This is a genomic window from Robinsoniella sp. KNHs210 (assembly GCF_000686105.1).
GTDB classification, from domain to species: domain Bacteria; phylum Bacillota; class Clostridia; order Lachnospirales; family Lachnospiraceae; genus Robinsoniella; species Robinsoniella peoriensis.
In genome coordinates, this window is record NZ_JMLZ01000002.1 from 1,111,859 (window position 1) to 1,132,541 (window position 20,683).

19 protein-coding genes and 1 pseudogene are annotated in these 20,683 nt (G+C 42.2%); 19 read left to right on the top strand and 1 reads right to left on the bottom strand.

Annotated features, from left to right (window positions below; translation table 11 throughout):
* Window positions 1-157 precede the first annotated feature (157 nt).
* From CD03_RS0111700 to CD03_RS0111750, 11 genes and pseudogenes are all read left to right on the top strand, one after another.
* Window positions 158-568, top strand: a complete 411-nt coding sequence (locus tag CD03_RS0111700; protein ID WP_027293791.1) for a MerR family transcriptional regulator — start codon at window positions 158-160, stop codon at window positions 566-568.
* Window positions 565-915: an SCP2 sterol-binding domain-containing protein gene (locus tag CD03_RS0111705; protein ID WP_027293792.1), complete on the top strand. Its 351-nt coding sequence runs from the start codon at window positions 565-567 to the stop codon at window positions 913-915. The genes CD03_RS0111700 and CD03_RS0111705 overlap by 4 nt, the downstream gene beginning before the upstream one ends.
* Window positions 916-928: 13 nt before the next feature.
* The gene (locus CD03_RS0111710) at window positions 929-1,873 is read left to right on the top strand and encodes an alpha/beta hydrolase (protein WP_027293793.1); all 945 of its coding nucleotides are present in this window, start codon (window positions 929-931) and stop codon (window positions 1,871-1,873) included.
* Between the two features lie 5 nt (window positions 1,874-1,878).
* The gene (locus tag CD03_RS0111715; RefSeq protein ID WP_027293794.1) at window positions 1,879-3,279 is read left to right on the top strand and encodes a condensation domain-containing protein; all 1,401 of its coding nucleotides are present in this window, start codon (window positions 1,879-1,881) and stop codon (window positions 3,277-3,279) included.
* A 14-nt stretch (window positions 3,280-3,293) separates the two neighbouring features.
* Window positions 3,294-3,524, top strand: coding sequence for an acyl carrier protein (locus tag CD03_RS0111720; RefSeq protein ID WP_027293795.1), 231 nt, complete (start codon window positions 3,294-3,296; stop codon window positions 3,522-3,524).
* 62 nt (window positions 3,525-3,586) lie between these two features.
* Window positions 3,587-5,101, top strand: coding sequence for an AMP-binding protein (locus CD03_RS0111725; protein ID WP_027293796.1), 1,515 nt, complete (start codon window positions 3,587-3,589; stop codon window positions 5,099-5,101).
* 97 nt (window positions 5,102-5,198) lie between these two features.
* Window positions 5,199-6,107, top strand: a complete 909-nt coding sequence (locus CD03_RS0111730) for a magnesium transporter CorA family protein (RefSeq protein ID WP_197041659.1) — start codon at window positions 5,199-5,201, stop codon at window positions 6,105-6,107.
* A 526-nt stretch (window positions 6,108-6,633) separates the two neighbouring features.
* Window positions 6,634-7,746, top strand: coding sequence for a M20/M25/M40 family metallo-hydrolase (locus CD03_RS0111740; protein ID WP_044289320.1), 1,113 nt, complete (start codon window positions 6,634-6,636; stop codon window positions 7,744-7,746).
* A 62-nt stretch (window positions 7,747-7,808) separates the two neighbouring features.
* Window positions 7,809-8,990 carry a MalY/PatB family protein gene (locus CD03_RS0111745; protein ID WP_044289321.1) on the top strand — a complete coding sequence of 394 codons (1,182 nt, stop codon included), beginning with the start codon at window positions 7,809-7,811 and terminating at the stop codon, window positions 8,988-8,990.
* 7 nt (window positions 8,991-8,997) lie between these two features.
* A pseudogene (locus tag CD03_RS39495) lies at window positions 8,998-9,171 on the top strand (VOC family protein); the annotation flags it as partial.
* A 26-nt stretch (window positions 9,172-9,197) separates the two neighbouring features.
* On the top strand, window positions 9,198-9,467 hold the full coding sequence (locus tag CD03_RS0111750; protein WP_027293800.1) for a DUF1905 domain-containing protein: 270 nt from the start codon (window positions 9,198-9,200) through the stop codon (window positions 9,465-9,467).
* 30 nt (window positions 9,468-9,497) lie between these two features.
* Here the strand turns inward: CD03_RS0111750 and CD03_RS0111755 are convergent, their stop codons facing one another.
* Window positions 9,498-10,232, bottom strand: a complete 735-nt coding sequence (locus CD03_RS0111755) for a tRNA lysidine(34) synthetase (RefSeq protein ID WP_027293801.1) — start codon at window positions 10,230-10,232, stop codon at window positions 9,498-9,500.
* Window positions 10,233-10,394: 162 nt separating this feature from the next.
* Between CD03_RS0111755 and cls the strand changes: the two genes are divergently transcribed.
* From cls to CD03_RS0111795, 8 genes are all read left to right on the top strand, one after another.
* On the top strand, window positions 10,395-11,945 hold the full coding sequence (gene cls / locus CD03_RS0111760; RefSeq protein WP_027293802.1) for a cardiolipin synthase: 1,551 nt from the start codon (window positions 10,395-10,397) through the stop codon (window positions 11,943-11,945).
* 103 nt (window positions 11,946-12,048) lie between these two features.
* Window positions 12,049-12,990, top strand: coding sequence for a homoserine O-acetyltransferase MetA (metA, locus tag CD03_RS0111765; protein ID WP_027293803.1), 942 nt, complete (start codon window positions 12,049-12,051; stop codon window positions 12,988-12,990).
* A gap of 441 nt (window positions 12,991-13,431) precedes the next feature.
* Window positions 13,432-14,967 (top strand): SH3 domain-containing protein, encoded by a 1,536-nt coding sequence (locus CD03_RS33295; RefSeq protein ID WP_052377771.1) that lies wholly within the window; start codon window positions 13,432-13,434, stop codon window positions 14,965-14,967.
* Between the two features lie 192 nt (window positions 14,968-15,159).
* Window positions 15,160-16,098, top strand: coding sequence for a metallophosphoesterase family protein (locus tag CD03_RS0111775; RefSeq protein WP_044289923.1), 939 nt, complete (start codon window positions 15,160-15,162; stop codon window positions 16,096-16,098).
* The gene (locus CD03_RS0111780) at window positions 16,095-16,856 is read left to right on the top strand and encodes an endonuclease/exonuclease/phosphatase family protein (RefSeq protein WP_027293805.1); all 762 of its coding nucleotides are present in this window, start codon (window positions 16,095-16,097) and stop codon (window positions 16,854-16,856) included. Before CD03_RS0111775 ends, CD03_RS0111780 begins: the two co-directional genes overlap by 4 nt.
* Before the next feature lie 74 nt (window positions 16,857-16,930).
* Window positions 16,931-17,884, top strand: a complete 954-nt coding sequence (locus CD03_RS0111785; protein ID WP_027293806.1) for an ABC transporter permease — start codon at window positions 16,931-16,933, stop codon at window positions 17,882-17,884.
* Window positions 17,885-17,953: 69 nt separating this feature from the next.
* Window positions 17,954-19,705 carry an extracellular solute-binding protein gene (locus CD03_RS0111790; RefSeq protein ID WP_027293807.1) on the top strand — a complete coding sequence of 584 codons (1,752 nt, stop codon included), beginning with the start codon at window positions 17,954-17,956 and terminating at the stop codon, window positions 19,703-19,705.
* A 33-nt stretch (window positions 19,706-19,738) separates the two neighbouring features.
* Window positions 19,739-20,668, top strand: a complete 930-nt coding sequence (locus CD03_RS0111795) for a carbohydrate ABC transporter permease (RefSeq protein ID WP_081820230.1) — start codon at window positions 19,739-19,741, stop codon at window positions 20,666-20,668.
* Window positions 20,669-20,683 lie beyond the last annotated feature (15 nt).

The window sequence follows — 20,683 nt, forward strand, 5'->3', positions numbered from 1 at the left end:
ACAGAAACCCCCAAAATCCAACATGAAACCCACATACAAAGAAAAAAGAACTATGAAATTTATACAGTTTTTTATCCAAATACTGCATAAACTGTATAATCTTTTCCTATTGACATAGAGTGCACTCTATAGCGCATAATAAAACAAGGAGGCAGTTATGGAATATTCAGTAAAACAAGTTTCAGAGAAATTAGGAATATCAGTTTATACGTTACACTATTATGATAAAGAGGGACTTCTGCCATTTATTAAGAAAAAGGAAAATGGAACCAGGGTCTTTACGGAAGGCGATGTAGAATGGGTGGATATGATTCTTGCCCTCCGTGAAATCGATATGCCCATTGCAAAAATAAAAGAATATATTTCACTTCTGGTGCAGGGAGAAGTTACGTTGTCCCAGAGAAGAACGCTAATCACCCAATACCGTGAATATTTAGAATACCGGATGCAGGCAATGAAAAAATGTCTGGATATTACCAGCAGGAAACTGAATGAATATGACAAAGGGGTGCTGGATATTTTAGATGAAAAAGAAGGAATCAGGGAAGAGAAGGAGCGGAAAATATGACCTATGAAGATTTATTTGAAGAGATTAAATGTATGTTTATGAAGGCGGATGTCAGTGACATAGCCACACACCTGGCATATCAGTTTAATATTGAGGGAGAAGCTGAGGGTGCATTTTATGCTGAGGTGAAAGACGGGGAGCTTTATATAGAACCATATGAGTATTACGACAGAGATGTGCTGTTTACCTGCACTGCAAAGACACTTTTGAAAATTGCAAAAAAGAAGTCAGATCCCATTTTGGCATTTACCCTTGGGCAGTTAAAAGTAGAAGGAGATTTTGACAAAGCACTGATGCTTCAGAAATTTATTCCCGCAGGCGACGGGGTTTTTGACCGGAGGGGTTGAAAGGAGTTTATCTATGAGTAAATCAGTAATAATACTGGGAGCAGGAATAGTAGCTGCTGCAGTGGAGACCGGGATTGCAGGATATTTTTTCCGCCGTACCATGATTCGGGGAAATGCAAAAGAAGAACGAACCACCAAGATGGCGGGAACCGACTGGAACCAATATCTGCCGGAAATACGGAAGAAAAAAGAATGGGTAGTCAGACAGGCACGGGAAGCTGTTTCCATCATCGCCAGGGATGGATTGAGACTGAAAGGACATTTCTATCCGGGCGCTAATCCGGATAAAGTCATTTTATGTTTACACGGTTATACCAGCCGGGGTTCCAATGATTTTAATTCTCTGGCATATTTCTATCTGCATTTAGGTTACAGTCTGTTGATTGTAGATCACAGATCACACGGGGAGAGTGAAGGAACCTATATTGGCTTTGGATGCTTAGACAGATTTGATGCATTAAAATGGATAAAATATTTGGAAAAAAGATGTGGAAAGAATTGTCAGGTCATGCTTCATGGTATCTCAATGGGAGGCGCAACTGCTTTAATGGTCAGCGGACTTTCACTTCCGGACTGTGTAAAAGGGATTATTTCCGACTGTGGATTTACTTCTGCATGGGAGGTCTTTGATTCGGTTTTAAAAAATACATACCATCTGCCCTCATTCCCAATCTTACAGATAGCCGATGTAATGGCAAAAAGAGAAGCAGGATATGGGCTGAATGAGTGTAATGCATTAAATGAGGTGGCAAAATCCACCGTTCCTATTTTGTTTATTCACGGGGATGCGGATACTTTTGTGCCGTCCCGGATGTGTCATAAACTGTATAAAGCATGCAAAGCACGAAAAGAGATGCTGATAGTGAAAGGTGCAGCCCATGCAGAAAGTTATTATAAAGGCACAGAAAAATACGAAAATAAAGTCAAAGAATTCTTGAACAGCATTTTGGAGGAGTAGTTATGATGAAAACAAGATATGGGAAAAAAGTATATCCGATAACTGCGGCGCAGCGCCTGCATTTCTTTACACTGGCTCACTGCCCTAAGAAACAGGTCTTAAATATTGGAACCAGTCTAACCATCGAACAGGATCTGGACTGGGAGGTTTTAAAGAAAGCAATATATGAAGCATATGCCAGATGTGAGAGTATGCGCATCCGCTTTGCAAAGGATAAAGCTGGTAATGTATATCAATATATTGCGGACAGAGAGGAACGTGAAATAGAACACTTTGATTTTACCGGATGGCAGCACAAACATGCTGAGGATAAAATGAAAGAATGGACTGGGATTCCCTTTGAGCGGTTTGACAGTCCCATGAACCGGATTGTCATGATTCAGCTTCCCGATGGGTATCAGGGCGTTTATATGCTGGTGGACCACATGACTATGGATGCTCAGTCGCTGATTGTCTTTTTAAAGGATGTCATCGAGATTTACTGTCATTACAAGTATGAAGGAATTGATTATCCAAAAGAAATGGCGTCTTACATTACCCAGTTGGAAAAAGATATTGCTTATGAAGCAGGAACTTCTGCAAAGAAAAGGGATACGGCTTTTTTTGAAAGCCTGATTAAAAATTCAGAGCCGTTTTTCTGCGATATACATGGACCAGAGAAACTGATGAATGAACGTAAATCCACGGGCAATCCCAAACTTCGTGCTGCTACAAATCTCACCGATAATGTGGATGCCAATATTACGGTATTTCATCTTGAAGCGGAGCCTTCCAAGCAGCTTTTGGATTTCTGTGAGGAACACCAGATTTCCATGGTATGCCTGCTCATGATGGGACTTCGCACCTTTTTACAAAAAGAGAATGATATGGATGATGTTTCCTTAACCACAACGATTGCCAGAAGAGCAACACTTTCGGAGAAAAAAAGCGGCGGAACAAGAATTCACTGCTTTCCTTTCCGAACAGTTGTTTCCCGGGATGAGACCTTTCTGGAAGGAATTCATAAGATCCGTGACGGGCAGAATCAATTATTCCGACATGCCAATTATGACCCGGTTTCTTACTTTGATGTGAGAAGAAAATATTATAAAATGCAGGGCGCACAGACTTATGAACCCATGAGCCTGACCTACCAGCCACTTACCATGCAGAGTAAGGGATTGGACAAACTGGGAGATATTAAATACAAGACTGCCTGGTATACCAATGGAGCAGCAGCCCATACCCTGTACCTTACAGTTATGCACAGAGCGCAGGATAACGGACTGGATTTTAGTTTTGAATATCAGACCGGAGCAGTGACACCGGAAAAACTGGAATATGTATATTACTATCTCTGCAAAATATTATTTTATGGAACCACCCATCCGGAGAATACGGTTGGAGAAATAATGGATCATGTATAAGGGAGGCGGGAAAGATGCTGGAACAATTAAAGGAAATGATTTGTGAATATGTGGAAGTTGATCAGTCTGAGATTAAAGAAGAGAGCCGTTTTATCGAGGATCTTGGATTTAATTCCTATGATTTTATGAGTATGGTGGGGGAGATCGAAGATACTTTTGATATTGAAGTAGAAGAGCGCGAAGTGGTAAATGTAAAAACAGTTGGCGATGCAGTGAAATATATAAAGGAACTTCAGGAAGCATAAGCATAAGTAACGTAAGTAGATTTTGACACCGTTATGGAACAAACCTGAAATGGGAGGAGCATATGGAAACTAAAATTCAAAATATGAAAGACATTATTGAATACGCCGCAGAAATGTATGGGGAATCCCCTGCAATCCGGTATAAGGTGCGTAAAGAGGTCATTACCAAAACCTATCGGGACATAAAAAAAGACAGTGAATCATTCAGCCGGTCACTGGAAAAACTGAATATGCTTAAAAAGCATGTGGCGATTATTGGTCCCACTACATATCCATGGATTATCAGTTATTTTGGAACGGTTAATTCGGGCAGTGTGGCAGTGCCGCTGGATGCACAGCTTCCCGCAGAGGAATTGTGCGAACTGATAAACCGCGCAGATATCAGCGTCCTGGTATTTGATGAACTTCGTAAAGATCTGGTACAGGCAGTAAAAGAGAAGTGTCCCGGACTGCAGTACCTGATTTCCATGCAGGCTTCCGAAAGTTTAGATGAAATCCTGTCTTTTAACAGGCTGATTGTAGAAAATGAAGGCACCTTTTTTACCGATATTGACTGTGATAAAATGACCGCTATTCTCTTTACATCCGGAACAACCGGAAAGAGCAAAGGTGTTATGCTGAGCCATCGTAATCTTGCGGATAATGCGGTGTGTCTGGATATGAAGATTCCGGCAGGCACCATATCCATGACGCTTTTACCCATTCATCATGCTTATTGTTTTACCATGGATATTTTAAAAGCCATCTATATCGGAATGGTTATCTGCATCAATGATTCCATTATGCATGTACAGAAGAATATGAAATTATTTAAACCGGAAATCATTTTGCTGGTGCCAATGGTGATTGAATCATTATATGCAAAGCTTGTGGATGCAACTGGGATTTTACCGAAAAAGATGGTGGCAAAAGCTGCTCTTGGAGGAAATCTGAAAACGATCTGCAGCGGCGGTGCCTATTTGAATCCGGACTTAATCGACGGTTTTAGTGCATACGGGATCCGTATTCTCCAGGGTTATGGAATGACAGAATGTTCTCCGGTGATCAGTACGAATCTGGAGTGGGACAGCCGTAAAAATTCCGTAGGCAAACTTCTGCCGGGATGTGAAGTGAAAATAGTGGACGAGGAAATTTGGGTGAAAAGCCCTTCCGTAATGCTGGGATACTATAAAATGCCAAAAGAAACGGAAGATACATTGGAAGACGGCTGGCTCAAAACCGGTGATCTGGGATATGCCGATGCGGATAATTTCTTATATATCACAGGACGTAAAAAGAATCTGATTATCTTAAATAACGGGGAAAATGTCTCACCCGAAGAGCTGGAAAATGAAGTCAGTAAAGCACCGCTGGTAAAAGAAATCATTGTGAGCGAGAAAGACAGTGTGATACAGGCGGAAATTTTCCCTGATTATGATTATGCTAAGAAAAAGCGCATAAAAAATATAGAAGCAGAGCTGCAGAACATTCTGGATGCATATAATAAAGACAGGCCGGTATATAAAAGGATCCATGGATTAAAGGTAAGAGAAGAAGAATTTGCAAAGACACCATCCAAAAAGATAAAAAGGGTGTAGTGGATCATCTATTGTAATTGCCGCCCATTCCGTATACAATATGAGTAGAAGAATTGTCATATAAAAATGGAATGGAGTTCATGGAATGCGATATTATGTGAAAGATAAATTAATCCCTTTGAATAAGGGAGAAACACCTGCTGAGGGGCTTGTCGTTGTGGAATGTCTTTCTTCATCTGAATATAAGAAACGTTATGAGAAAACCCTTCACGTGGATTTACTGACCAGAAGCCTTGGCAATGTTGAATTTTGTAAGGCAGATGTGCTGAGAAACTGTATTGTGGGAACTTTTGTGATTCCCTGCAAAGAGGATCTTTTGGAGACGGAATCCGGATTTGGCTATTACATGGATAAGGAAAGGCTGCTCTTTGTGGACGATAATCACATTGTAGAAAAGATGCTTGAGGAAATCTGTCAGATACAGGTTCTTCCCAAGACATACGTGGCACATGTATTTTTTGAATTTATGGAATATCTGACCAGGGATGATGTGATTTTCTTGCAGCAGTATGAAGAAAAGCTGGAAGATATGGAAGAGGGTCTTTCCAATTTAGACACCAGGGATTTCAATAAAAAGCTGCTTAAATGCAGAAGGGAACTGTTAAAGCTAAACGCTTATTATCAGCAGTTAATGGACTTAAGTGATACCCTTAGTGAAAACCAGAACCGTTTATTTAACCGGGAAGACTGCAGACTCTTCACTTTTTATACAAAGCGGGTGGAAAGATTTTATGATACTACCCATATGCTCAGGGAATATTCCATGCAGCTTCGGGAAATGTACCAGTCCCAGATCGATATCCACCAGAATAAAGTAATGCAGTTTTTAACTGTAGTTACAACAATTTTCATGCCGTTAACTCTGATTGCAGGATGGTATGGCATGAATTTTGCCAACATGCCGGAACTTAATACGAAATACGGATATGGAATTATCATTCTGGTGAGCATTCTCGTAACCGGAATTGAAATCTGGTATTTTAAAATCAAAAAGTGGTTCAAATAGAAGCTTATATTCAGGCATTAAAAAAGCGGGTATGCTGTTGGCCCCGCTTTTTTTCCGCTTATTATTGAACCCGCACTGCTTTTCTTTTTAAAGATATTAACTGAAAGCCAACCATAGCAGATCCATTTACTAACAATCCAAGTGTTACGATCATTCCTGCCATTACTGCCATCTTTACCACTCCTCGCCTTGTGATTTATTTAACGTATTCTATCACCTTTTCGTCTGTTTGACAAATTTTGGATAAATAAATTTATATAGAAAGAACGATAAAAAATTGTATAAATATAGATACATTGACGAAAATTTAACACAATCATTGTATAAAATTTAACGAACACAGAACAGCTGCCGGAGATTATTTTAAATAATGACTTAAAATGTCTTCTGCTATTTATGAAAAATAGTAGAAAATGGGAAATTTTTATTTTAACTGAAAAATTGAAAATTTGAAAGGATGACAGATGATTTATACTGCATTTCGTGATATACTAATAGTCCATAAAGTGTGAAGCAGGAGGTAAAAATGGACAGAGAGCGGATGATTCAGGAGTTCTGCCGCTTAGTATCAATCGATTCCCCTTCCTTTGGGGAGCGGGAGATGGCGGATTATCTGATTGGAGTTTTTGCTGAGAATCAGATTATTCTGGAAGAAGATGAGGCGGGAAGCTGTTATGGCGGAAATAGCGGAAATCTGTATGGTTACTGGAAAGGGACATGTGAAGGCGCGCCTATTTTATTTTCCATGCATATGGATACCGTGGAACCGGCAAAAGGCAAAAAAGCGATCGTACAAGAAGATGGAAAAATAACAAGCGGCGGGACAACGGTTCTTGGCGCCGATGACTTGGCTGCTATAGCGGAGGTAATCGAAGCCGTCCGCAGCATTACGGAACAAAACATACCCCACCGGGATGTGGAGTTTCTGATCTCTATAGCGGAAGAGCGGCATCTGCGGGGAAGTCAGGTGTTCGATTTTTCCAGAATCAGAGCAAAAGAATCCTATGTACTGGATAAAACCGGGCAAATCGGAACCGCAGCAGTTGCGGCCCCTTCCCTGGCGACATTTGAAGCAGTGGTGCAGGGGAAAGCAGCTCATGCCGGATTTGCGCCGGAAGATGGAGTGCATGCCATTTTAATCGCATCCAAAGCGATTTCCCGAATTCCCATGGGACATGTAGGAACGGAGATGACGGTAAATATCGGAAGCATTCAAAGTGAATTTGCTACCAATATCGTGCCGCCTGTGTGCAAAGTAAAAGGAGAGGTGCGCAGTTTCTCTCATGAAGCGGTATTAAACCAGTTAGTAGACATTCGTAATATTTTTGAAGAAGAGGCTGGCAAACTGGGCGGAGTCGTGGAGTATCAGGAAGAAATATTATTTCAGGCATATGTGACACCTGAAGATGCAGCCGTTGTCAGACGATATGAACACGTCTGTCATACGTTAAAAATAGGGCCGGTATTGGAAAGAACTTTTGGAGGCAGCGACCAAAATCATTTATGTGCCAATGGAATCCGGGGAATGGTCCTGGCATCAGCCATGCAGCAGGCACATTCCAGCAGTGAATATACTACTGTAAATGATATGGAAAAGGTTACGAAAATTGTGATGGGGTTAATGCAGACATCCGATTAAATTTATACTTTTTTGTATGAAAACAACAAAAAGATGAAAAATAGAAAGATAGGAGAAGAACCATGATAAACAGTCAATTTGATAAACTTGTAGACAGAAAAGGCACTAATTGCCTGAAATATGATTTTGCAGCGGAGTTCGGAAGACCGGAAGGACTGATCCCCCTGTGGGTGGCGGATATGGATTTCTGTGTGCCGGAGCAGGTGAAAAAAACCTTACTGCGGTGTGCGGAACACGGAGTTTTTGGATACACCGATGCAAAACCGGAGTATTTTCAGGTTCTCGGAAAATGGTTTTTGGATCATTTTGGATGGAAAACGGATGCATCCTGGGTTGTTAAATCTCCCGGTGTGGTGTTTGCCCTGGCAGCTGCGATTCGTGCATTTTCTAAAGAAGGAGAAAGTATTCTGATCCAGCAGCCGGTATACCATCCGTTTGCAAATGTAATTAAAGCCAATGAACGCAAGCTGGTGGTAAACCAATTGGTATGTGAAGATGGTGTTTACCGCATGGACTATGCAGACTTTGAGAAAAAAATAGTGGAAGAAGAGGTAAAGGTCTTCCTGCTGTGCAGCCCTCATAATCCGGTAGGACGGGTCTGGACCAGAGAGGAACTGCAAAGAGTTGGGGATATCTGCCTGAAACATAAAGTGCTGGTAGTTTCTGATGAAATCCATTGCGATTTCACCTATCCGGGTTATCAACATCTGGTTTATGCCTCATTGGGACAGGTATATGCGGACAATTCCATTGTGTGCACCGCTCCCAGCAAGACCTTTAACCTGGCAGGCCTGCAGGCATCCAATATCTGGATTCCAAATCCGACTATCCGGGAACAGTTTCAAAAAGAGATTGCCAAAACCGGATACAGTGACTTGAATACCTGCGGTCTTGCAGCGTGTCAGGCGGCATATGCCTATGGCGGAGAATGGCTGGAAGAATTAAAAGAATATCTCACGGGCAATCTGGAATTTGTAAGAACATTTTTGAAAGAAAACCTGCCCCAGATTCATCTCATCGAACCTCAGGGAACTTATTTATTATGGGTTGATTTCAGAGAATTGGGGCTTTCAGCAGAAGAATTGAATCAATTGCTGGTAGAAAAAGCGCATCTTTGGCTCAACGACGGTTCCATGTTTGGAGAGTGCGGAAGCGGATTCCAGAGAATTAATATTGCCTGTCAGAGAGAAACCCTGAAAAAGGCTTTTAAACAGCTGGCAGAAGCCATTGACAGCTTGAAGTAGGAGGGGGCAAGCCTGCGGACTTCGCCACCTGGCTTTTCAGACAGATAACATAGAAGAGACAGTCGCATGGCTAAAAGAAAAGGGAATCGAAACGGAGCCCCTTCGGCTGGATGATTATACCGGTAAAAAAATGACGTTTTTTCATGATCCGGACGGTTTGCCGCTGGAACTGCATGAATAATCCCGGAACAAAGAAAGGTAAAGTAAATGAATACAAATAGTTATGAGTTTGATGCAGAGATTAAAAAAGTTCCGGATATAGACGGTGCTTATGTAGAAATTCCCTTTGATGTAAAGGAGGTCTTTGGGAAAGGCAGGGTTAAGGTTCATGCCTTATTTGACGGAGAACCCTATGCAGGAAGCCTGGTTCGGATGAAGACTCCCTGTCATATCATAGGACTTCGCAAAGACATCCGGCAGAAAATACAAAAACAGCCCGGTGATATGGTGCATGTATTCATTAAAGAGCGGGAATAAAATCCGAATACTATCTGCCAAAATCAAGAGTTATCTTGTATGTGGAATTCTTTCGGGCCACCCTGGAATATTTCCATTTAATACGGCGGTAAACATTCTTTCCTTTACTCCGGGATTTTCCCCGTTAAGCTGACGGATCAGATTTTTTGCATACTCCCTTTTGGTATAGCCGTCGATGGGGCACGGGCTCTTTGCAACCGGAAGATGGTATTTATTTTTAAAGCCGATGACATCTGCCTCCAATACGTACATCAGAGGACGGATAACCGTCATATCCATACGGTCTAAATATGTTTTTGGGGAAAAAGAGTGGAAGCGCCCTTCAAAAATCAGGGACAGCAGCATCGTTTCTACAATATCATCTTTGTGATGGGCGTAGGCTACTTTGCTGCATCCCATTTTTTTTGCAGTTTCATTAAATGCGCCTTTTCTCATTTTGGCACACAGGGAGCAGGGATTGCTCTCTTTTCTTTCGTCAAAAATAATTCTGGCGATTTCCGTATCGATTACGGTATAAGGAACGTCCAGTTCTTTACACAGTTCTTTGATTGGTTCCAGATTAAAATCGGGATAGCCCAGGCTGACCGTAATAGCCTCCAGTTCAAAATGTTTTGGATAAAACCGTCTCAGGCCATGAAGGGCATATAACATAGTCAGGCTGTCTTTGCCGCCGGAAATGCCTACGGCTATTTTGTCCCCTTCCTCAATCATCTGGTATTCATCAACGGCTTTTCTGGTATAACTTAAAAGCTGCTGTAATTTCATTCGTATTCCTCCTAAAATGTATGTGGTAAAACCTGTATCAGTATATCATATTTTTACCTAATGGGAGCATACAATTCGAATTTAGACCTATGAAAATAGGAAAAGTGTGATATAATATGAGATTATGCGGCATTTGTTGTATATTTAGAGAAGGGGAATTAGATGGAAAAAGGAAAAAAAGGTTTTTTTAGTGTTGTATTCAGTCGCAGTGCAATTCTGATCTTCCTGCTGCTGATTCAGATTGGAATTCTGTTTCTGGGATTTGAATTGCTGAGAGACTACATGTTTTATGCCTATGGAGCCGTAGTGGCACTGGCATTGGTACTTGTTATTTATATTATTAATAAGAGGGAAAATCCTGCATTTATGATTGCCTGGATTATTCCAATTCTGGTTATACCCGTATTTGGTGCTCTGTTTTATTTATTTATTGAATTACAGATTGATACAAAATGGGTAAACTCCAGGCTGAAAAGATTAAATATAGAAACAAAAGAGCTGACTCCCCAAAATGCAGAGGTTTTGAATAATCTGCGCCTGGAGGATGAGGGAATGGGACATCTGTCCGATTATTTATATCGTGTAGAGAATCTACCGGTTTACCAGAATACCTCTGCCAAATATTTCCCGCTGGGAGAAGATAAGTTTGCAGAGATGATTGTACAGTTAGAGCGGGCACAGCATTTTATATTTATGGAATATTTTATTGTGGAACGCGGTGTCATGTGGGATACAATTTTAGAGATTCTGGAGCGCAAGGTGAAAGAAGGCGTGGAAGTTCGTTTTATGTATGACGGGATGTGTTCCCTTGTTTTACTGCCTTATAATTATCCCAGGAGAATGCAGGAGCTGGGAATCCAGTGCAGGATGTTTTCACCGATTAAACCGGCGCTATCTACCATCCAGAATAACCGTGACCATCGAAAGATACTGGTGATTGACGGATATCTTGCATTTACCGGGGGAATCAATCTGGCAGATGAATATATCAATCAAAAAGAACGCTTCGGACATTGGAAAGATACTTCTATCATGATTCAGGGTGAGGCAGTAAAAAGCTTTACGCTGCTGTTTTTGAAGATGTGGAATGTGGATAAGCGCCACAGTGAAGAAGACTACAGAAAATATGTGGACGTGCCCCAGCTTAAGATTCCTGCACCCGGGGATGGATTTGTAATCCCTTATGGAGACAGTCCCGTAGATAAAGAGCAGGTTGGGGAATTGGTGTACATGGATATCCTGTTTACGGCGAAAAAATATGTACATATCATGACGCCGTATCTGATCCTGGATCAGGAATTGAAAGTTGCATTGACATATGCAGCGAAAAGAGGTGTGGAAGTTATTATTATGATGCCTCATATTCCGGATAAGTGGTATGCTTTTGTTTTAGCGAAAACCTATTATAATGAATTACTGGATGCCGGAGTGCAGATTTATGAATATACCCCGGGATTTGTACATGCAAAGGTCTTTACATCCGATGACGAAAAGGCAGTCGTGGGGACAATTAACCTGGATTTCAGAAGCATGTATCTGCATTTTGAGTGTGCAGCACTTTTATATAAAAATGCGGAGATTGCTAATATTGAAGCGGATTTCCAGGAGACGCTGAAAAAGTGCCGGAGAATAACTCAGGAAGATTATAAAAAACTCAATCCGGTGATTAAACTCATTGGAAAAGTACTGCGATTATTCGCACCCCTCATGTAATGTCTGTGGCACACGCACAAGTGTGCCATAAATTTGGACTTTTACTGGAAGAAAAGAATGTGTTATACTAGTGGCAACGACAAAATAAGAAAAGGTGAAGATTATGCCAATTAAAGTACAGGGTGATTTACCAGCAAAAGAGATCCTTGAGCAGGAGAATATATTTGTTATGGATGAGAACCGTGCAATGCACCAGGATATCCGTCCGATTGAAATTGCGATATTGAACCTCATGCCATTGAAGGAAGAGACAGAGCTGCAGCTTTTGCGTTCCTTATCGAACACGCCGCTGCAGGTGAATATAACCTTTCTGATGGTAACTTCTCATGAATCGAAGAACACTGCAACAAGCCATCTGAATCAGTTTTACATAACCTTTGATGATGTGAAAAAACGAAGCTTTGACGGTATGATTATTACCGGTGCACCGGTAGAGCAAATGGAGTTTGAAGACGTGGATTACTGGGAAGAACTGACCCACATAATGGAATGGACGAAAACAAATGTAACTTCCACAATTCATTTGTGCTGGGGAGCGCAGGCTGCCTTGTATTACCACTATGGACTTCAGAAAAAGCCTCTGGACAGGAAAATGTTCGGATTATACTGGCACAGGGTATTAAATCGAAAGATTCCTCTGGTAAGAGGATTTGACGATATGTTCCTGGCGCCTCATTCCAGGCATACGGAGGTACCGAAGGAATCTATCGAGGCATGTGACGATCTAATGATTCTGGCTGATTCTGAAGAAGCCGGGGTTTTTCTGGCTATGAACAGGGACGGCAAACAGATCTTTGTCATGGGCCATCCGGAATATGACCGGGTAACACTGGACGGAGAGTATAAAAGAGATGTAGGCAAGGGATTGGATATCGATATGCCCATGAATTATTATCAGGGGAATGACCCGGAGAATAAGCCGGTTCTCATGTGGAGGTCCCATGCGAATAACATGTATACAAACTGGCTGAATTATTATGTATATCAGGCAACTCCTTACAGTTTAAATGAAACAGGTGATTTAAAAAAGAATGATGGTGACTGACAAAGCAGAAGAATGATTTATCTGATGTAACAGTAGCTTATAAAAAGCCGGATCAGTATATGTAAACCCCATCCGAGGATAGGGTTAGCGTATATTGATCCGGTTTTTTTATAACTATTAGTACTGCAGCAAAAAATTCAAGATCTTTTTTGAAAAAGTAAGGGGCACTTCTCTTATTGATCATTACCCTCGGTACAAAGCAACTCCTTAACTGAACCCAGAGTTGTTACGAAATATTTCGATAATATTAATAAAAAATATGAATAAAGAATAAAGAAAAAATAAATGGCTAAAACCCTTTTAAATACTGGGGATTTAGAGTGGTGTAAAACAATATATTATCTTGAGGTTGACAAAAAATGTAATTATGATATAATGAAAACGTAATAAATTTAACAATTATGTAACAATTAAATATAGCAATATGGAGGTAGAAATTTCATGAAGAAAAGAATGATGATGATTGCAGCATGTCTGATGGCAGGATCTATTACGTTTTCAAGCCTGGGTCTGGTTTCAAAAGCACAGACTATTCAGGTTCCGCTGGCTGGTTTACAGGCGAGTATAAGCGGGAGCCAGGATTCGCAGCAGGGATCTGCTGACAAACAGGATGGGACGGATGAAAGCAGTGAAGCGCAGGCACAGGTTTCGAATCCTTATGACAATTTGGCGATTGCACAGATTAATGATGATGCTTATGTTAATATACGAAATAAACCAAACACGGACGATGGAGAAGTACTTGGAAAGCTCTATGATAATTCGGCAGCCGAGATACTGGGCGAAGAAGACGGATGGTACCATATCCGTTCCGGTTCTGTAGAAGGTTATGTTAAAAAAGAATATTTTGTCACAGGTGCAGAAGCAGAGGCACTGGCTGAACAGGTGGGGAAAAAAGTCGCTACCGTTAAGACCACTACTTTAATGGTAAGGTCAGGAGCCGGAACGGATCAGGATATTGTAGGCATGGTGGGTGACTCGGAGAAACTCCGTGTACTGGATGACCAGGGAGACTGGGTAAAAGTAAGAGTAGATTCAGATATGGAAGGCTACGTGTCGAAAGAATATGTGGATTGCAGCATGCATTTTAAAGTAGCAGAATCCCTGGAAGAAGAAAGACAGCGGCTTGCAGCTGAAGAAGCAGCTTATCAGGCAGCTTTAGAAGAAGCGCGTAAGGCAGATGAAGCGGCATCCAATACGCAGGGTTCATCTCAGGGACAGAACAATGCATCTACAGATGCACAGCAGACAGAAACACCGGAGACAGGCGCCCCGGAAACCAATGTACCGGAAACAGAGACTCCGGCAGTCAATGCCCCGGAGACCAATGCACCGGAAACCGAAGCCCCCTGGACAGAGGCACCGGAGACCGAAGCTCCGCAAACAGAAACAACCTGGACAGAAACGCCAGAGACCAATGCACCGGAAACCAATGTGCCAGAGACCAATGCCCCTGAGACAGAGGCTCCTGCTACAGAAGTACCAGAAACGGAAACTAATGCTCCTGAAACAGAGGCTCCTGCTACAGAAACACCTGCTACAGAGCCGCCTCAGACGGAAGCTCCCGGAAACCAGGATCCATCCGGTGGCAGCGGACAGGGTTCTTCCACTTCCGGTACCAGACAGAGTATTGTAAGTTTTGCGCTTCAATTTGAAGGTAATCCTTACGTATGGGGAGGCACCAGTCTGACAAACGGAGCAGACTGTTCCGGATTTACACAGTCCATAATGGCAAACTTCGGTATCAGTATCCCGCGTGTGGCTGCAGACCAGGCTTATGGCGGAAGAAGTGTTGACGTAGGAAGCGTTCAGCCCGGAGATTTACTGTTCTATTTAGATGACAGCGGATCTATCGGCCACGTAGCCTTGTACATCGGCAATAATCAGGTAATTCATGCCAGCACACCGGAAACGGGAATCATCATTTCCGATATCAGCTATAGACAGGCATACAGCGCAGCAAGCTATATTGACTGATCAAATAAATAATAAATAAGAACTGAAAAAACAGATGCTTCCGGGCATCTGTTTTTTCGTTGTAGAAATATCCACTGATTTATAAATTTCTGTCTATTGCAGAATATCCATAATACGGATAAGCTATATAGGAATTTAGTTTGCTTTATATACTTCACGTAAGTATATGTGAAAAAAGAAAGGACAGTGGATATGAATAACAGATTATATTTCAAAAATGACGGGACTTTTAAAGTAATGCAGTTTACGGATATCCATTACACCAATGAAGATGCCGATGATGCAAGAACGATGGCAATGATGGGCAGGCTGATTGCCCGGGAACGTCCGGACCTGTTAATTACCACCGGGGATACGGTATACGGGGAACAGAATCTTAAGTTTCTTCCAAAGGCATTGGCACCTTTTATCGAATCCGGGATTCCATGGACTTTTGTATTTGGGAATCACGATGTGGAATTTAACAGCAGCCACCAAGAATTATTTGAAGAAGTGAGAAAACTACCGGGATGCCTGGCATTTGATGGGGGAACCGGTTTGGAGGGAACCGGTAATCATATGATTGAGGTCTGCAGCAGAGAAGAAAGGCTGCGCTGGCTGGTCTGTGGTTTGGATTCCGGAGATTATAACCCAATGCCCCAGGTAGGAGATTACGCTTATCTGGGGAAAAAACAGATTAACTGGTACCAGGAAATGATGCGGGAATATGAAAAGCAGAATCCTGGCGAAGATTTTTCCGCACTTACATTTTTACACATGGCGATTCCTGAGTACCATGAATTATGGGATATGGAAGTCTGCTATGGTGAGAAAAATGAAGGTATCGGCTGTCCCCGGATCAATTCTGGATTTTTCACGGCAATGCTGGAAGAAGGGCATACCAGAGGACTATTCGCAGGCCATGACCATGCAAATGATTTCTGGGGTAAAATGTACGGAATCGTTCTGGGATACGGACGGGCAAGCGGATACGGAGGCTATGGGAAAGAGGGCCTGAAAAGAGGGGCAAGAATATTTGTGCTGCAGGAAGATGATCTTACCGGATTTGAAACCTACGTGTGCCAGGAAGATGGAAGCGTGGTAAAAAATCCACCGCAGCATAAACCGGAGAGGGTGAGGGATGAAGGATGATAAAACTGGCTACTTTTAATATCCGATGTGATTACAATCAGGATGGCATAAATTGTTTTTCCAACCGAAAACCGTTGATTTTAAAGAAAATAATCCAGGAACAGCCTCATGTTATCTGCTTTCAGGAGGTATTACCCCACGTTGCGGTGTGGCTAAAGGAAAATCTGACGGATTATTATATCATCGGGTGCGGGAGAAGCAGCTCTTTGGAAGATGAGCAGACTTCTATCGCATATCAGAAAGGGAAGTATAATCTGATCTCTATGGAAACTTTCTGGCTTTCCGAGACGCCGTCACAGCCCGGCAGCCGCTATCCCCAGCAGAGCATCTGTCCCCGGGCTTGTACGGAAGCAGTACTTCAGAATCTCCAGACTAAAGAGCTTTTCCGGATTATCAATATTCATTTGGATCATGAAGGAACCAAGGCACGGCTTCTGGGACTGGGCCAGATTTTTCAAAAGTTAAAGGCGGAAAAAGGATTCCATGATATACCGGTGATTCTGGCAGGGGATTTTAATGCTTTTCCGGATTCCGAGGAGATGCAGGTTATGAAAGAATATCCAAGATTCCATGATATGACAGAACTGGCAGGAGGAACCTTCCATGATTACGGGAACCTGTCAGAACCAGAGAAAATCGATTATATCTATGCTGAAGACAAACTGTGCAGCTGTGGCATCGAAAAGTGGATGGATTGCAGTGAAGGTGTATATTTGTCGGATCATTATCCTCTGTGTGTAGAAATGTACACTAAATAAAAAGGTTTTGTCCATTGTTGAAAATATGGAAAAAAATTTATAATAAACTCATCAAATAAAAGGAGGAGGAACAAATGCAAACTGCTGCTGCAAGAAAGCCTGTCAGGCAAAAGCCGGTCAAGGCACCGCTTGGAAAGCGGCTGCTCAAATACTGGCCCCTGTATCTGATGCTGCTGCCGTGTATTATATATTACATATTAATCTGCTACGTTCCAATGGCAGGAAGTGTTCTGGCTTTTAAAGATTATTCGTTTCGAAAAGGGATCTGGGGAAGTCCCTGGGTTGGGTTCCGCTACTTTGAATCCTTTTTCAAGAGCTATGACTGTTTCAGGCTGATTCGCAATACCTTAAGCGTTGGTGCGATTAAATGCATTCTGGAGTTTCCATTTGCAATAATACTTGCACTTCTGCTCAATGAAATCCGTAATTTAAGATTTAAAAAGATTACCCAGACAATCACCTATCTGCCGCATTTCTTATCATCGGTTATTATCGTAACCATGCTGCAGAGAATTCTGGCTCCCAATACCGGAGTATTAAATCAGATTATCACACAGATGGGCGGTGATGGAAGCACCTTCTTCCTGATGGAGGCTAAATATTTCTTCAAGATCTTATTTTCCATGGATTTATGGAGAAATATCGGATGGGATTCCATTATTTATCTGGCGGCAATCAGCAGTGTGGATCTTGCCCTTTATGAGGCGGCGGAGATGGATGGGTGCTCTAAGCTTAAGAAAATGTGGCACATTACGCTGCCAAGTATCCGGGGAACCATTGGACTGTTGTTTATTATGGGAATCGGGGGCTTGCTTTCCTCAGGATTTGAACAGATTTATTTGTTGAGAACGCCTGGCAATATGGCTTTGGCAGATACTCTGGATACCTATGTAGTTCGTGTGGGATTGCAGGGAGGTCAGTTTGGGTATGCCACGGCAATTGGTCTGATCCAGGGGATCGTAGGACTGGTAATGGTCATTATCTGTAACCGGATATGTAAAAAGACCACGGAAGTGGGACTATGGTGACAGAAATATGATAGAGAGATATAAAGTGAGCTATGAAATAGAGAGAGTTAAGAAGGAGGAATTGTTGATATGAAAAGGAAACTGGCAACAAAAATACTGGCGGTAATGATGGCAGGAACCATGGCAGCAGGGCTGCTGGCAGGCTGTGCAAAGGAAACAGGAAAGAATACGGATACCAAATCGGCGGATACGGGAGCGGAAGCAGCCGCTGACAAGCCGGATACCTGGATTGCAGACCGGACTATTAATGTGCAGGTATATGTGGATGACATTGGCTATACATTACCTGAGGACATAAACAGTACTCCGGTTATGCAGGAATTGACGAAAAGAACTGGTATTAAATTAAATATTCAGTATACACCAGGTGACAGCGATGCGAAAGTCCTGGCTTCCCAGCTGGCGGCAGGAACCATTCCGGACGTGATTGTCACTTATCTAAATGACTCCACCAGACCGGAGTTTCCGTTGCTTTTGAAAGCGGCAAAAGAAGGCATGTTTGCGGATGTATCCGGGTATATGAAAAACTCCAGGGTATATTCCAAATATTATGAAGACGATTATCTTCCTCATGATTCCCAGAAAAACATCGTATTCCGTGATGACTTTAAGGGGGCCGTGTATTTGCTGCACCTTGGAATCGATGAAATAGACCGTTCCCTGGAATACATTCCGGAAAATGAATATCTGGGCGGACCTTATATCCAGAAAAAGATTGCAGATGAACTAAAAATTGATCCAAGGGAAATACGTACCCCGGAACAATTTTATGACCTGCTTGTAAAAATTAAACAGGGCGGATTCAAAGATGATAACGGCAATGATGTATGGCCGCTTGGACCTAAATTCTGGGGAGGCTCTGTAGATGCATTGGAATTTGATATTGCAGGCCTGGACTGGGGCGTAAGCGACGGCTATAACATTGATGAAAATGGAAATGTCATGCATGAAGCAGAAACAGACCATGTATACGATAAAATCAATTATGTCAGAAAATTATTAAATGAAGGGCTGATGAATCCGGAGTTCTTTACTATGGACAGTACCCGCGCAGAGGAAGTATCCAAGACACATAATTCAGCGATTATCGGTGATGTTCATAACTATCAGGAAATTATTTACGGATCAGATGAATGGGTACCCCTTGGACCGTTAAATGACATCCAGGGCGACAACAAGAAAGTAACTCATGGAAAAACAGCAAATGGTGCCTGGGCGATATCTGCAGATGCCGAAAATCCGGAAGAGATCTTTAAATTCTTCGATTACCTGTCTACAAAAGAAGGAACACTTCTTTGCCAGTACGGGGTTGAAGGCGTTTCCTACAATATGGTGGATGGAAAGCCACAGCTGACCGATGAAGTGACCCAGAAGTTAAATGAAGGAGATACAGACTGGCTGGTAAATCAGGTTGGAGCCGGAATGGGCGGAAGCGGACTGGAATTTTTCAATTTTATATTAACCAATTTAAATCCTCTGGACAACTTTGGTGAAAGCCGTCCAGGTGCCTCATCCAGTACTACTTTTGAGCGTTCCGTTGAGGTGGCAAAAGAATACCCCAGAGTGAAAAAATTGATCGAAGGACTTGATGCAACGGCGTATCTGTCAGCAGAAGGAATGGAAGACGTTAAAGCACAGATGGATCTGTTAAACTATAAAGAAGTATTAACCCAGGCATTCTTTGCAAAGGATGACGCTGAAGTAAAATCCATCGTAGAATCTTTCCGTGCGCAGTTAAAATCAGCAGGTAATGACAAGTTTAAAGATTATCTGAAAAAGATGTATGAGGAAGATAAGACAGCAATCAATTTTTACAGCTAAATGAGGAAGCAATAGAAAGGACCGGATGCTTGCATGGGCAGAGAAAATAAACAAACTATCAAGGTGGCAAAGAAAATTAAGAAAAATCCAATGGATCGGTTTATACAGGTGATTATTTATCTGATCATCATCATCATATGTCTGTTAATTGTGCTTCCATGCCTTAACGTAGTGGCACTATCATTAAATGACGGAACCGATGCAGCCAAAGGCGGTGTATATTTCTGGCCCAGATTATTTACCCTGGACAACTACAAGGAAGTATTTGCAGATGGAAGTATCATGAAAGCATATGTAATTACCATTGCAAGAACGTTTATCGGAACAGCCGCCAGCCTGGCGGTAACATCTCTGGCAGCCTATTCCCTCCGGGAAAAGAAGCTGCCGGGAAACAAGGTCATCACCATGCTGATCACATTTACCATGCTCTTCGGAGGCGGTATGATCCCGACTTATATCCAATACAACAACCTTCATCTTCTGGATTCCTTCTGGGTGTATGTAGTACCCGGACTGGTAAGTGTTACCTATCTGCTTATGATGCGTACCTTTTTTGAATCTGTTCCGGAAAGTCTGGAAGAGTCAGCAAAACTGGATGGATGTGGATTTTTCGGGATCTATGGAAGGATTATGCTTCCCTTAAGTAAACCCGTAATTGCCGTTGTAGGATTATACACAGCCGTAAATCACTGGAATGACTGGTTTGCCGGAGCATTCTATATGAAGTCCAGTGCTATGTGGCCGGTACAGACCGTACTGCAGCAGATGCTGGCAAGAGCAATGGCAGCGCAGAAGGAAATTACATCCGTATCCCAGGCGCTGGCGCAAAATGCCAATACCGTCACATCGGATTCACTGAAGATGGCAGCGGTAGTAGTTACCACCCTGCCGATATTATGCATCTATCCCTTTGCACAGAAATATTTCGCAAAAGGTGCCATGATTGGAGCAGTGAAGGGTTGATGTCTATACACTGGA

Excerpts from the sequence above, each read along its gene's own strand:
- CD03_RS0111700 (WP_027293791.1), top strand. The coding sequence starts at position 158 with ATGGAATATTCAGTAAAACAAGTTTCAGAGAAATTAGGAATATCAGTT.
- CD03_RS0111705 (WP_027293792.1), top strand. The coding sequence starts at position 565 with ATGACCTATGAAGATTTATTTGAAGAGATTAAATGTATGTTTATGAAG.
- CD03_RS0111710 (WP_027293793.1), top strand. The coding sequence starts at position 929 with ATGAGTAAATCAGTAATAATACTGGGAGCAGGAATAGTAGCTGCTGCA.
- CD03_RS0111715 (WP_027293794.1), top strand. The coding sequence starts at position 1,879 with ATGAAAACAAGATATGGGAAAAAAGTATATCCGATAACTGCGGCGCAG.
- CD03_RS0111720 (WP_027293795.1), top strand. The coding sequence starts at position 3,294 with ATGCTGGAACAATTAAAGGAAATGATTTGTGAATATGTGGAAGTTGAT.
- CD03_RS0111725 (WP_027293796.1), top strand. The coding sequence starts at position 3,587 with ATGGAAACTAAAATTCAAAATATGAAAGACATTATTGAATACGCCGCA.
- CD03_RS0111740 (WP_044289320.1), top strand. The coding sequence starts at position 6,634 with ATGGACAGAGAGCGGATGATTCAGGAGTTCTGCCGCTTAGTATCAATC.
- CD03_RS0111745 (WP_044289321.1), top strand. The coding sequence starts at position 7,809 with ATGATAAACAGTCAATTTGATAAACTTGTAGACAGAAAAGGCACTAAT.
- CD03_RS0111750 (WP_027293800.1), top strand. The coding sequence starts at position 9,198 with ATGAATACAAATAGTTATGAGTTTGATGCAGAGATTAAAAAAGTTCCG.
- CD03_RS0111755 (WP_027293801.1), bottom strand. The coding sequence starts at position 10,232 with ATGAAATTACAGCAGCTTTTAAGTTATACCAGAAAAGCCGTTGATGAA.
- cls (WP_027293802.1), top strand. The coding sequence starts at position 10,395 with ATGGAAAAAGGAAAAAAAGGTTTTTTTAGTGTTGTATTCAGTCGCAGT.
- metA (WP_027293803.1), top strand. The coding sequence starts at position 12,049 with ATGCCAATTAAAGTACAGGGTGATTTACCAGCAAAAGAGATCCTTGAG.
- CD03_RS33295 (WP_052377771.1), top strand. The coding sequence starts at position 13,432 with ATGAAGAAAAGAATGATGATGATTGCAGCATGTCTGATGGCAGGATCT.
- CD03_RS0111775 (WP_044289923.1), top strand. The coding sequence starts at position 15,160 with ATGAATAACAGATTATATTTCAAAAATGACGGGACTTTTAAAGTAATG.
- CD03_RS0111780 (WP_027293805.1), top strand. The coding sequence starts at position 16,095 with ATGATAAAACTGGCTACTTTTAATATCCGATGTGATTACAATCAGGAT.
- CD03_RS0111785 (WP_027293806.1), top strand. The coding sequence starts at position 16,931 with ATGCAAACTGCTGCTGCAAGAAAGCCTGTCAGGCAAAAGCCGGTCAAG.
- CD03_RS0111790 (WP_027293807.1), top strand. The coding sequence starts at position 17,954 with ATGAAAAGGAAACTGGCAACAAAAATACTGGCGGTAATGATGGCAGGA.
- CD03_RS0111795 (WP_081820230.1), top strand. The coding sequence starts at position 19,739 with ATGGGCAGAGAAAATAAACAAACTATCAAGGTGGCAAAGAAAATTAAG.